Genomic DNA, 12,603 nt, shown 5'->3' with positions numbered 1-12,603 from the left:
GTTGCGGCGTGGACACCAAATTCCCCTGCGTGTCAGCGAGGCGACGCATGCGCTGGACGGCCGCCATCACGTCGCTCGACTGATAGGCGTAGGCGCGGCCCAACGTCGCAGTCCAGTCGCCCTTATCGGCCATCATGTTCAATGCCGACGGATAATGCGCCACGGATTTGACGCTCACGTCCCATGACTGCTCGTCGATTCCACCCGTGCCGTACGCACGCACCCAGCGCGCCGCGTCGTCCACCTGATCGGGGAACGTGGCCGCCACCAGCACCTGCGCCAACAGCGCATCAGGGTACAGCGCGATCGGACCGACCAGATTGTCGAGCTCGTTCTCGGAGTACCGCGTGACATCCTCGTCGGCGCGCACAGCGGCGGTGCGCACAGCGGCGGTGCGCGGCGATATGACCACCTGCGCCGCGAGCGGGACCAATGGAGCGGCGGTAGAGAGCGCGAACACGGGCGTGCGGGCCAACACACACGCCAACAATCGCGCCAACGGGACAATCGAAGCACGGGACATGCGCCGCTCCGGCAGGGGACACTCGAGACGATCTCACTAGGGCGCTGCCGCATAATCCATACCCCTTTTGCAATGGCGCGCAGTGCGTTGCGTCACAACAACTTGACGTTTCTGGCGGGCGTTGTGACACCCCGCATCATCCGCTATTGAGGACACGTGACTCGCCGATAGTGGACAGACGGGATGCCCGCACGGACATCCAGCGGGGGTGCCGACCAGCGTGTAGCGTAGTCGCCGACGGTACCACACTGGCCGTCGATGCTGGCACGGCGGCGATCAGCGCCGCCCGTTCTCCCGGTATACGCGATGAACGCGAACGAACGCGAACGAACGGAAAGCGCTGCTGACCACCCTTCAGATGCGATTCAAAGGCAATAGGCCCCGCCATACCGGACTGACATGGGCGGTGGTCCGTGCGAAGCTCATGGCAATCCGGCCGCGCTGCGATCGCCTCGCAACAGGGAAGCAACCGACGATGAGCCGGACGTGATCAGCCACCAAGGGAACGCCGCCACGTCATTTTCTGCGATCGCGCCGCGTGTGCTTCAGCTCGGGCACGGACGGAGTCGACCGTCGTCGCCGAGGTTGATCCGAGCGGATCAGTTGAGTCGTAGCGTTCGTGCCGAATCGAAATACCACGTTCGACCGACGCGCGTTCATGCTGACGTCGGTGCCAGACGCTTCTTTGATCGCCACACGCCACACGCCACACGCCCATCGCGCCCCCGCCATTACCGGCGACACGATATCGTGTGCCGGATCAGTGATGCAGAGGCAGTACGGCGAATCGAAAGCAATTTATTGCGGCGCGAGCGAATTCGGAGGAGAGACGGCTCGCCTAACCTACGGGCATGTCGGCCGGTTGCGCGATCACACCGCCCAACGCGCCGCGATGCTCACGGGTATGCGCCCAGTCGCTATCGGATTCTGGCACGAAAAAGGATCCAGTGCGGCGATCCTGAAGCAGCGCCCCGGGCTCACGGTGCGTGTTCGCCGCGATGAAGACATCCGTGCTCTCGACCATGCGGCGAAAATGTTGCGCGGCCTCTTCGACGCGGTAGACGCCGGTGAAGCGGAGATACGCCGCGTCCTCGGGCGTGATGGTGCGACGGCGGAACTGCTCGAGGTACGACGAAGGATTGAGCCCGGGATTCTTGTCGACCACGGCCCACACCAACGCTGGAAATGCAAGGATGTGCGTGTCCGCGAAAATGGCATCGACCAGATCCCGTGGCTCACGGCGGTTGGCGAGCGCCACCAGCTTGTTGATCGCGAGGTCGATGGGGTGAAGCATCACACCGCCACCAGTCATGGCCACGAGCGGGAGAAAGCGCCACGCCGATTCATGCGCCCAATCGAGGACCGTGGCGTCGCCGTCACGGCGCGTGGCGGCGCTTACAAACCCGCGATACTCGGCCAGAACCGTGACCTCATAGCCGGCCGCGCGCAACACGAGCGCGTCGGCCGCAAACGTCTGATTCGCCGCGTCGGCCGCGTTGTGAAAAAAATCGAGATCGTTGCTGAAGCGCTCACCGGTCGGACCCATGTGAAGCGCGGCGGCGCCCGCCAAATACGACACGTCGGAGCGAGTGGGCGCCAGCAGGGAGAGGACGGATGCCTGAAACGGAGTAAGCGGCATGGCGCGTTGGCGGTGCTTAGGCCGACAGCGACCGCAACTGCTCGAGCCGCGCCGCCGCGCGCCAAGCGTCACGCCCACCGTGTTTACGCAGGCCGTCGGCCACCCACGCGACATCTTGCGTTCGAACAACAAGGTCGGCTCGCGCCCACCAGAAACAGGTGAGATAGTGCGCGCGGTATGCCTTGCGCGCCTCACGAACGCTCACCATGGCACGGGCACTTTCGGCGCTCAGATGGCGTCGACTTCGCCGACCGCCAAGGCGGCCTGCTTCAGCAGTGGACATGGCACGCGGCATACTTCAATAATAAGCGCTTATGATCTTAAGTGCAACTCACACAACATTTTAGCCGTTGGCGCCGGACCGGTCACAGTGGCCACTCCGCCGCGTGCAGCAGCGCGGCATACGCCGAGGCTAACATCGATGGCGTCGGCCTCCGTAACCCAACCTGCACCGCGCTTACCGCACCTTCGCTTCAAGCCTCGCGAGGTTGGCTTTGGCCTGCGCCAGATCAGGCTGCAGCGATGGTTCCGCATTGGCGCGCAACGCGACGTACATGCGCCACGCGTCGATGGCTTCGTGTGGACGTCCGAGACGTTCCAGTAAACGCGCCTCGCGGCGAACGCGGGTAGAGGACAATCGCCCCCAGTCCATCGCCCGTTCGAAACGACGACCAGCGGCCAAGGCGCGTGAAGGATCGTCGATGCGCTCCCACAGGTCGGCCAACTGCGAGCTCAACGTCGTCCGTACTGTGCCTGCGATCCCTGGCGCGTCGATGACGATCGAGTCGAGTTGTGCCAGTCGCGCGCGCGTATCGCTGCTCTTCCGTGCAACCGCGAGATACGCGCCGAGCATTTGCTCGTAGGCGCTACTCAGATTTCGCAACCACGGCATGACCGTGGGGGGCTTGAGTGCGGCCAATGATTGACGGGCGCGCATGACAGTCGCCGTATCGCCACGATTGAAGGCCCAGAGCCCTCCATAATACAGCGCACTCGCTCGATCAGGCGTGAGCGAGTCACTCGGATGCGCACGCAACCACTCGGCAAGCCCGGTGGCGCTTCGCTGCGCGATCGCGGCGTCTCCTTCCCACATCAATCCGGCCAGCACCTCGTCGCTCATCGATTCGGGCGTGCTCCGTTCTTCTCGCAGCTTAGCGGCGCGCGACGGGCGCCCGGCACTCCATGCCAGCTGGCGTTCGAAAGACGGCACCACGGCGCCGGCTCGGCGCGCGCGCGCGGAGAGAGAGTCGGCGAGCGCAATATCTGGGAAGAAAAGAAACTCCGCATCGGCGCCGCTGACCCAGATCGCCATCGCGGAGAGCTGACTATGCGGAAACGCATCGAGCATGGCCTCCGGCACCGGGCGACCCGTGCTCGCGGCCGCCAAGAGCGCGGTGACGCGGTAGAAGTCGCCAGTCGAATCGACCCGCGCTTGCCGCTGCAGCGCAGCCATTGCCGCCGCCGAGTCCTTTAGCGCTTGGTACACCGCCCACTGATGTTCCAGTGCTGGCGCGAAACTCGAATCAATCGCTTCGGCCTGTTGAAAGGCTTTCAGGGAGCGCTCCACCACGTTGGGCTCGGCCGCAGCGCCCCCGTAGTGCACCAACTGGTCACCGTACTGAAACCAGATCTCGGCACTGTTCGCTCGCGTGGCCAACTCACCCAGCTCGCGAAAGCGATCATGTCGGGCCATGGGCACCGGATAGGTCGATCCGGTGGTTGCGCTCAACAGCAGGGAGTCCGCGCCCGTCAATCGGTCGCGATGGCGCCACGCACGATCGATCCAGTCCCCAGGAATTGGATTTGTGGAAGTCCATCCGTTGCTGCTGGACACGCGAAGTGCCGCGAGCGCGAATGTGGTATCGGTGGCATAGGCGTCGGCAAAGGCCTTGGCGGCCGCGGCATAGCGGCCGCGCCGATACTCACCTTCGCCGGTGAGGTACGCGGTCAACGCTTCCGGACGCATGGTCAACACGGTGCGGACGCGATCGCGTGTGGCGCCATCGCGCAGCGCCAGCAGTTCGGTCGTCAGTCGTGCGGCCGACGACACGAGACTGTCGGCCGGACCGGTGACCTGTGATCTGGCAATCTGGTTCCCGTTTGCCACATCGAGCAATCGCGCGGTAATCGTGAGACGCTCGGCACTGCCGACCGCGTCGCCGATGATCAGCTGCCCAGCACCGGCGTCTTTCGCGACCCGCAGGGCGCCGGCGTCGTCGAGATCGGTATCGGCGGAACCCGCCGCGCGCCGCCAGCGATCGAGTACGAGGCGGACGCCCAACACGCGCGTGCCGGGTACGCTCTGGATCTGCGGCACCATGAGGTCGGCCAATCCCTCGCGTACGTACTTCACCGAGGGAGCGGCACCGCCCACGCGAAACGGCGCGATGGCGATGGCGCGTTGATCAACGACCGCGCCTGCACTGCTGCCGCGCCACATGAAGGCCGCGATGGCCACGACCACGACCGCCGCGGCGATGCCGCCGAACAGGCGGCCTCTCGCGTTGCTCCCCGCGCGTGCAGTTGGCGTCGCGTCCAGCATGCCGTTCGCCGCGACTTGCGACCCGCTAAGCGACTCCATCACCGCGACCACGTCATCCGCGCGTGGTGGTCGGTCGGCCGGGTTCTTGGCGAGACACTGCATGACGACGGTCGACAGCGCGGCCGGCACACTTGGTGCAACGCTACTGAGCGACGGCGGCATCGTCCCGATCTGTGCCGCGATCAGCGCCGATCCACTTATGCCCTCAAACGCGCGCTGGCCCGAGAGCGTCTCGTACGCCACCAATCCCCAGGCGTACAGATCGGCGCGATGATCCAGCCTTGGATCGGCCGCGATCTGCTCGGGTGCCATGTAGGCCGGCGTGCCGATGGCCATGCCTACACCAGTCAGTCCATCGGCCAGATCGCCGTTCTGCGTGGCCTCCGACAATGCCTTAGCCACACCAAAATCGGTCACCACGGCCGCGCCGCGCGCGAGCAGAATGTTTTCCGGTTTGATGTCCCGGTGCGCGATCCCATGCGCGTGTGCATCGGCGAGCGCGCGCGCCACGTCGCGCAGCACCGCCACCGCCGCACCTAACGGCATCGGGCCGCGCTGCAGTTGCTCGCGCAACGAGGCACCCTCCACCCACGGCATCGAGAACCACGGCACACCTCCCGCATCACCGGCGGCCAGCACGGGCACGATATTGGGATGCGACAGCCGCGCCGCCGTCAGAATTTCCCGACGAAACCGTTCAGCGGCTGCCGCCGACAGCATGTCGCCCGGGACCGTCTTGATGACGACCCGCCGGTCCAACGCGTTCTCGGTGGCGAGAAACACGCGCGACATACCGCCCCCGCCCAATTCGCGCTCGAGGGAGAAGGTGGCTTGGAGATTGGCCTGCAATTGCGCGCGGAAGTCGGCTGCCACTGGGTCCGTGGGAAGAGTCGGTGGAAGTTACGATGTCGGCTCCAGCGAGGGAATGCTCACCATGTGCGGCCACGCCGCTGACCGCTAGGCTACTCCGTGCACGGCAATGAACCCGACCATCGCCTCGCGCACCTCGCGCTCACACTCCACGTGTGGCGCATGCGCGCACTCAGGGATGAGCATCAGTTCCACCGGCCCCGTTACCTGGCGTGAAATGGCGTCCACCTGTGCCATGGTCCCGTAGGGATCATCGAGGCCTTGGATGAGCAGGACGGGACAGCGCACCCCCGGCAATCGCGCCTCGATGTTCCACGCCCGAAACGCCGGGCGCAACCACGTCTCGGCCCATCCGTTGAACATCGTATCGACATCGCGGTGGTACTTGCCGAGCTTCCGTCGAAGGTCGCCCTCGCGATAGGCGTCGCGCGCCCGCACGATCCCCATCAGTCCCGTATCCTCCACGAACACGTGCGGCGCTTCGATGATAACCGCGCGCGTGGTCCACCGAGGGTCCGACGCATAGAGCAGTGCAATCGTCGCGCCGTCGCTGTGTCCGATAAAAATCGGATCGACGATGCCGCGCGCCGCGAGGACCGCCGGCAGCGCCACGAGCGCTTCGTGCGAGTGGTAGTCGACGTCTCGAGGTTCGGTCAACGGATCCGACTGACCGAAGCCGTAGCGCGAGTAGATGAAGGTGCCACAGCCCGTCGCCGCAGCGACGGTATCGGGGAACGCTTTCCATTGCGCGATCGAACCGAGCCCTTCATGCAGGAACACGAGGGTGGGCCGGTCCGGTGCGGTGGGCGCAATCCATCGATACTCGAGTTGGCGACCCACGGCGGTCAGGAATCCGACCTGCTCGCGCACGTTCACAACCGCACCCTCATGCGAGTTTGCTCATACGAGTACGCTCATACGAGTACGCTCATACGAGAACGCTCACGCAATGGCGTCCGCCGAATGGGCGCGCTCACGCAGCACGTATTTCTGAATCTTGCCGGTCGACGTTTTGGGCAGTGGACCGAACACGACAGCCGTCGGCGCCTTGAAGTGCGCGAGATGGGCTCGGCAGTGATCGATCAACTCGCGCTCCGTGACAGCCAGCCCCGGCTTGAGCTCGACGTACGCGCACGGTGTCTCGCCCCACTTGGCATCGGGACGCGCGACCACCGCCGCGGCAAACACAGCAGGATGCCGATGCAGCGCGTCCTCCACCTCGAGTGAGCTGATGTTCTCGCCGCCGGAGATGATGATGTCCTTGCCACGATCCTTCACCTTAAGGTACCCATCGGGGTGAATGACCGCGAGATCGCCCGAGTGAAACCATCCGCCGTCAAACGCGGCCGCCGTGGCGGCAGGATTCTTGAGATAGCCCTTCATGGTGATGTTGCCGCGAAAGACGATCTCGCCCATTGTCTCGCCGTCGTGGGGGACCGGTAGCATCGTGTCGGGGTCCACCACATCCACTCCCTCTTCCACCTGAAAGCGCACGCCTTGGCGTCCGTTGTGCATGGCGCGCTCGCTTTGAGCGAGCGATTCCCATTCAGGCTGCTTCACGCAGATGGTGGCGGGTCCGTACACCTCGGTGAGACCGTACACGTGTGTGAGCTCGACGCCGCGGCGCTCCATCGCTTCAATCGTCGACGCCGGCGGCGCCGCACCAGCGATGTACCCTTTAAGGCCAGGCGGCACGCCCAGCCACTGTTCATCCGGCGCGGCCAGCATGGTGTTGTGCACGATCGGTGCGCCGCCGTAATGCGTGACGCCGTGCGCCTTGATGAGCGCGAAAATGGCCGACGTCTCGACCTTTCGCAAACAGACGTTGGTGCCGGCCAGCGCCGCCACGGCCCAAGTCAGGCACCAGCCGTTACAGTGAAACATCGGCACGGTCCAGAGATACACCGCGTACCGCGGCATCCCCCAGGCCACGATCTCTCCCAGCGCGTTGAGATACGCGCCGCGATGATGATACACCACGCCCTTGGGGTCACCGGTGGTGCCGCTCGTGTAGTTGAGGGCGATCGCATCCCATTCGTCGTGTGGTACGCGCCACGCGTAGTTCGGGTCGCCACTATCTAGAAACGCTTCGTACTCGATGTCGCCGAGCCGATCGCCAGCACCGGTATACTCCGTGTCCATCACGTCGATCACGAGCGGACTCACCGTGCAGCGGGACAGCGCATCGGCAATGACCCCCGAAAACTCACGATCCGTGATCAGCACCTTCGCCTCACCGTGATCGAGCATGAACGCAAGCGTCGCCGCATCGAGTCGCACATTCAGGCAATTAAGGACGGCGCCACACATGGGCACGCCAAACTGACATTCGTACATCTCCGGCGTATTCAGCAGCAGCACCGCCACGGTGTCGTTGCGGCCGATCCCGTGCGCGGCAAGCGCCGAGGCGAGTCGGCGGCATCGCGCGTAGGTCTCACGCCAACGGAAGCGACGAACGCCATGAATGACCGCGGTGCGCTCGGGGCACGCGGTGGCGGCCCAGTCGATCAACGTCAACGGCGTCAGGGCGGCGTAGTTCGCCGCATTCCTCTCGAGTCCCGTGTCGTATGAACTGGCTGCGGAGATCGACATCCTGGAGGATCGGTGACAGGGGTGAGAAGGCGCCGTTTCAACTGGCGACGCGAGAGGAGCTCCGTACGTACTGCGACAGCCCGGTCACCGGCGCCACGCAGATGCTGCGCTGCGGTCTTGCAACGTGACGTACAACGGTGTGGCGTGCATCGGGAAATTGCGCCCGTTGAGGTCGTGTGGGAGCAGCGCATCGTCACACGAATGGGCATTGCTGCGCGCGCGTACGACGGCGTGTTCTAGTTGAAATCTACGCGCCAGCGTCGCGCCTCGCTGGTGCCGGAGCGGTGATGTCGTCGAGACGCGCTGCACAGCCGATGCAAGCGCGTGCCAGGCCTACCCGCGAGCGCCGAACCCCGCCCTTCCCGCTTCTGGGCCCAACACGTAACATCACCCGATGCACATCCTCGAACGGCTCACCAGCGCGCTCGCCGACCGCTATCGCGTGGAGCGCGAGATCGGCGCCGGCGGCATGGCCACGGTGTATCTCGCGCACGACCTCCGACATGATCGCGAGGTCGCCATCAAGGTGCTGCATCCCGACCTCGGGGCGGCGCTCGGCGGCGAGCGGTTCCTGAGCGAGATCCGCACCACGGCGCGGCTGCAGCATCCGCACATTCTGCCTCTGTTGGACAGCGGCGAGGCGGACACGCTGCTGTACTACGTCATGCCGCTCGTGACCGGCGAGACGTTGCGCGCGCGCATCGAACGCGAACGGCAATTGCCGATTGCCACCGCCGTGCAGATCGCGCGTGAAGTAGCCAGTGCGCTCGAACACGCGCACAAGCAAGGGATCATTCATCGCGACATCAAACCCGAAAACATCCTGCTGCAGGACGGCTCGGCGTTGGTGGCAGACTTCGGCATCGCGCTGGCCGTCCGGAGCGCCGGTGGACAACGCCTCACGCAAACGGGCTTGAGTCTGGGAACGCCCCAGTACATGAGCCCCGAGCAGGCCATGGGCGAACGCGTGATCGACGCCCGCAGCGACGTGTATGCGTTAGCGGCGATCCTGTACGAAATGCTGACCGGCGACCCGCCATTCACCGGGTCGAGCGTGCAGGCCGTGGTCGCGAAGGTGATGAGCGCCGAACCGGAACGCCTCACGCTCACGCGAAAAACCATTCCCCTCGCGATCGAGCGCGCCGTACTCACGGGACTGGCAAAACTGCCGGCCGATCGACAGGAAAGCGCGGCCGCATTTGGCGCCGCATTGCGCGATGCGTCACCTGAGACGGTGTCGGCGACGACACTGGCAGGGGCTCCGACCGCCAACGCGATACCAGCTTCGGATCGTGTTACGCCGTGGAAAGTCGGCGTGGCCGGTCTCGCGGTGGGCATGGCGATCATGGCCGCAGCCTTGTGGCCGCGCGGGGCGACGCGCAACGGCACCAACGCCATGGGCTTCGCGCGCACCCAGATGACGTTCACCGGGAAGGGGGCCTTGCCGGCGATCACGCCCAACGGTGACGTGATTGCCTATGTCGAAAGCGACTGCGAGCAACAGGGATACGACGCGTTCAGGATAGCACGCTCGGCCGACGCTTCGGTGCCCTGTGTCCAGTCACTCATGGTGCAGGACACGGGATCATCGACCGCCGTACGGGTCATGACTCGGGTGCCGTCAATTCGCGCCGTCCGATGGCTGGCCAGCGCGACCAGTCTGGTTATCGACGCTACACTGGACTCGCTCCGCAGCGGGATCTTTCTGGTTCCACGTCTCGGCGGGGCCACGCGACGCGTGGCCGAGCCGGGGCCGTTCGATGTGCACGCCACCGGTGATACGATACTCGTGTTGCCACTCGCGTCGGCGAATGCAACGCACGCGCAGATTGTTGTCGCCGCCACGGGAGCTGTGGCGGACAGCTTCTCCGTGCCGCCCCGCGACTTTGTCGGGATCGCGTGGTCTCCCAACGGAGACCGCATTGCACTCATCGATGAGTCGCTCATTCTGCTTATAGCGCGCGACGGCACCGTGTTGGACTCACTCCCGCTGCGTATGCGGCGCACGATTCATTGGGCACCCGACGGATCGGCCTTGTTCGCCTTCTTGCCGGCGCCGGCCCGCGACGACGAGTTCGTGCGAATCGACGTCGATCGAAGCGGTCGCCTGGCACGGCTGCCCGTTTCCGTGATGCCACGCGTGCCCACGCTCTATCGCGGCGAGTTCGACATTGCCGCACGCACCGGCAGGCTCTTGTTCATCTCGGGCGAGGCACGACAGGACCAGTGGATATTCGACGTCGGCGCGGGGAATACCGCGCCGCGCGCGGTGACCACAGGGACGTCGTGGTACGGCAATGCCGCGATCGCTCCCGATGGACAAACGTTGTACTACGTTCGTGGCAATACCGCCGGCGACAACCTCTATCGCCTGGAACTCAATGGAGCGCCGAACAGCGTGCAGGACGACGAGGCGCTCACGAACAGCAGTGGCCCGGGCTATGAGCTCGTGAGCCTCTCGCAAGATGGGCGTCGCGTGACGTTTACGAAATCAGAAGGCGACACCACTTTCGCATACGAGTTTCATACCGGTGAGCGCCGTGTCCTCCGGAGATCGCCCCAGCCGTCGGGACAAGAGGCGCGGTTGCCTCGCGCTAGCGGTGGTGTGGTGACGGTCGGAGTTTTGGGTCACGATATCGTCTTGACCGACAGCACGAGCAGCGCGATCACACGCCTGCCCATACCCGACTCTTTGCAACTACTCCGCGGAGGAACACTCAGTCCAAACGAGCAGGAACTCGCCGTTACGGTAAGGACGCCGGCGGGCTTCGTGCTCGGTGCCGTATCGCTTGCCTCCGGGCGTTTTCGCTCGCTGACGCCGATTCCTCCCGCGTTGCAGTCGAGTCAACTCTCGTGGTCACGGGATGGTTCTATCTACTTCGGCGCCTGGGAATCAGGAGCACGGGCGCCGTCGCTGCTACGGGTGAACGGCGCGGCGGGTGGCGCACCGCAGCGCGTCATGACTCTGCCGGCGCACTGCGCGATATCGAGCATTTCTATCGCGACGGCGGCGCGGCGCGGCGTCTGTATGGCCGAGGACTATCGTGGAGATGTGTATCTGGCCTCGATTCCGGGCGTGATGCGATAGGGTGCATCGGCGCGTCGCTGAAAAGACCCGTCACGGTTTGTCCTCGGCACTTTTCATCGTCGCCAGTAGTGCTTTGAATCGTGGATCACGCTTCACGGTAAGAGTTTTGAAGTTCAACGACAGCCCCACCATCCAGATCGCATGCGCGTTGTAGGCGCGATCCAGATCGCGAAACGGGCCGTCCAAGTCGCCCGCCTTCATGCGCTACTTCGCTGCTTCATGCGGCAGGTCGAGGCTGTCGAACGCAGCGATCTGCGCGCTGATCACGGCCTCGGGTCCGCCGGACTGCCACGCGCGGCGCAACGCCGCCATCGATGCGCCGGCAATGCCGGAACGTGACACGAAGCGCGCGTGCATGACAAGGAATCGGGCGGAGTCGCCGCGGGCGAAGAGCAGGCTGGTGACTTGTCGCAGCGCTTGCGGCTGCGTGGGATCCAGATCCAGCGACTGATCGAGCAGACGGCGTGCCTCGGCTTCTTAGGCAACTCCGTCAAGCAGCAGAGACCCAGCCAACGCCGGCTTCACGCCCCGATCCCACGCCTCGAGCAGCCGCGCGACTTCGGCATCTCGACGGAATGCGTCGAGAAAGACCCCCGTGCCCATCCACAAGCTGAACGGCGGCGTCACTTCCTCCACCGCGAGTGCGAGCTCGCACCGCACGTCGATCACGTCACCAAGCCCGACGTGAATCTGGAGCCGCGAGAAGGCGGGCACGTACTCGCCGCGCGCCGCACGTTCATCGAGTTCGCCGAGGACGCACCGCACGCCGTCAACGCGACCGGCTCGGGCGAGCGCAAAAGCGCACGCGCCGAGATAGAACGGCGCCCGCGACACCGCGATCGACTTGCTGAGCACCTCGATCGCCTCCTCGTGCCGCTCGAGTGCTGACAAGACCAGTCCGTGTGTCCAGAGTCCGAGCATATGATCCGACTGCAGTTCGCGCGCGCGCCTCGCCAAGCGCTCGGCCTCCACGTGGTTCCCCATCATGAAGTACGCGCACGACGAAAGCCCGTGGACGAACGGCGAGAGTGGATCGGCCTCGCACGCAAGCTGAACGTGCCCCCGCACCGCCGCGTGCTCACGCGCGATCGCAAAGAAGAGCGCCGAATAGATTTGGATGAGCGAGTTGCGCGGCGCGTGCTCGCGAGCCCGCGCGAAGTGCGGCGCCGCCGTTCGCCAATCTCGTACAAAGTAGAGCTGGAAGAATCCCTTCGAGAAGTTTGCCTCGGCCATGTCCGGTGCCAGTGCCATCGCTTTGGCGACGGCCTCGGCTGCCTGCGCATGGTTGTCCGCATGGCGCGTCCAGCCGTACACGCGGAGGATGCCGTAGCAGTCCGCGAGTCCGCAGT

10 protein-coding genes are annotated in these 12,603 nt (G+C 65.0%); 1 reads left to right on the top strand and 9 read right to left on the bottom strand.

What is annotated here, in order from left to right:
* The 6 genes from ACLL97_RS21375 to ACLL97_RS21350 all read right to left on the bottom strand — a co-directional run.
* The coding region (locus ACLL97_RS21375) for a DUF3300 domain-containing protein (protein WP_411282512.1) at positions 1-523 on the bottom strand (523 nt) is incomplete at its 3' end.
* 838 nt (positions 524-1,361) lie between these two features.
* Positions 1,362-2,162: a hypothetical protein gene (locus ACLL97_RS21370; protein WP_411282511.1), complete on the bottom strand. Its 801-nt coding sequence runs from the start codon at positions 2,160-2,162 to the stop codon at positions 1,362-1,364.
* Between the two features lie 16 nt (positions 2,163-2,178).
* Positions 2,179-2,370: a hypothetical protein gene (locus ACLL97_RS21365; protein ID WP_411282510.1), complete on the bottom strand. Its 192-nt coding sequence runs from the start codon at positions 2,368-2,370 to the stop codon at positions 2,179-2,181.
* Positions 2,371-2,619: 249 nt separating this feature from the next.
* The gene (locus ACLL97_RS21360) at positions 2,620-5,577 is read right to left on the bottom strand and encodes a serine/threonine-protein kinase (protein ID WP_411282509.1); all 2,958 of its coding nucleotides are present in this window, start codon (positions 5,575-5,577) and stop codon (positions 2,620-2,622) included.
* A gap of 84 nt (positions 5,578-5,661) precedes the next feature.
* Complete coding sequence (locus tag ACLL97_RS21355) at positions 5,662-6,450, bottom strand: alpha/beta fold hydrolase (protein ID WP_411282508.1); 789 nt, start codon at positions 6,448-6,450, stop codon at positions 5,662-5,664.
* 66 nt (positions 6,451-6,516) lie between these two features.
* The gene (locus ACLL97_RS21350; protein WP_411282507.1) at positions 6,517-8,166 is read right to left on the bottom strand and encodes an acyl-CoA synthetase; all 1,650 of its coding nucleotides are present in this window, start codon (positions 8,164-8,166) and stop codon (positions 6,517-6,519) included.
* Positions 8,167-8,560: 394 nt separating this feature from the next.
* Here ACLL97_RS21350 and ACLL97_RS21345 point away from each other — a divergent pair, with 394 nt between their 5' ends.
* Positions 8,561-11,254, top strand: coding sequence for a protein kinase domain-containing protein (locus tag ACLL97_RS21345; RefSeq protein WP_411282506.1), 2,694 nt, complete (start codon positions 8,561-8,563; stop codon positions 11,252-11,254).
* A gap of 30 nt (positions 11,255-11,284) precedes the next feature.
* Here ACLL97_RS21345 and ACLL97_RS21340 read toward each other — a convergent pair whose 3' ends face one another.
* The 3 genes from ACLL97_RS21340 to ACLL97_RS21330 form a co-directional block, all read right to left on the bottom strand.
* Positions 11,285-11,455 (bottom strand): hypothetical protein, encoded by a 171-nt coding sequence (locus ACLL97_RS21340; protein ID WP_411282505.1) that lies wholly within the window; start codon positions 11,453-11,455, stop codon positions 11,285-11,287.
* A gap of 3 nt (positions 11,456-11,458) precedes the next feature.
* Positions 11,459-11,611 carry a hypothetical protein gene (locus ACLL97_RS21335; protein ID WP_411282504.1) on the bottom strand — a complete coding sequence of 51 codons (153 nt, stop codon included), beginning with the start codon at positions 11,609-11,611 and terminating at the stop codon, positions 11,459-11,461.
* 120 nt (positions 11,612-11,731) lie between these two features.
* On the bottom strand, positions 11,732-12,603 hold an 872-nt coding region (locus ACLL97_RS21330; protein WP_411282503.1), incomplete at its 5' end, for a hypothetical protein.

It is taken from the genome of Gemmatimonas sp., from assembly GCF_046594945.1.
In the GTDB taxonomy this organism is placed as follows: domain Bacteria; phylum Gemmatimonadota; class Gemmatimonadetes; order Gemmatimonadales; family Gemmatimonadaceae; genus Gemmatimonas.
The sequence above is the reverse complement of the archived record's forward strand: the minus strand, read 5'-3'. Positions and strand labels throughout refer to the sequence as shown.

Excerpts from the sequence above, each read along its gene's own strand:
- ACLL97_RS21370 (WP_411282511.1), bottom strand. The coding sequence starts at position 2,162 with ATGCCGCTTACTCCGTTTCAGGCATCCGTCCTCTCCCTGCTGGCGCCC.
- ACLL97_RS21365 (WP_411282510.1), bottom strand. The coding sequence starts at position 2,370 with ATGGTGAGCGTTCGTGAGGCGCGCAAGGCATACCGCGCGCACTATCTC.
- ACLL97_RS21350 (WP_411282507.1), bottom strand. The coding sequence starts at position 8,166 with ATGTCGATCTCCGCAGCCAGTTCATACGACACGGGACTCGAGAGGAAT.
- ACLL97_RS21345 (WP_411282506.1), top strand. The coding sequence starts at position 8,561 with ATGCACATCCTCGAACGGCTCACCAGCGCGCTCGCCGACCGCTATCGC.
- ACLL97_RS21340 (WP_411282505.1), bottom strand. The coding sequence starts at position 11,455 with ATGAAGGCGGGCGACTTGGACGGCCCGTTTCGCGATCTGGATCGCGCC.
- ACLL97_RS21335 (WP_411282504.1), bottom strand. The coding sequence starts at position 11,611 with ATGCACGCGCGCTTCGTGTCACGTTCCGGCATTGCCGGCGCATCGATG.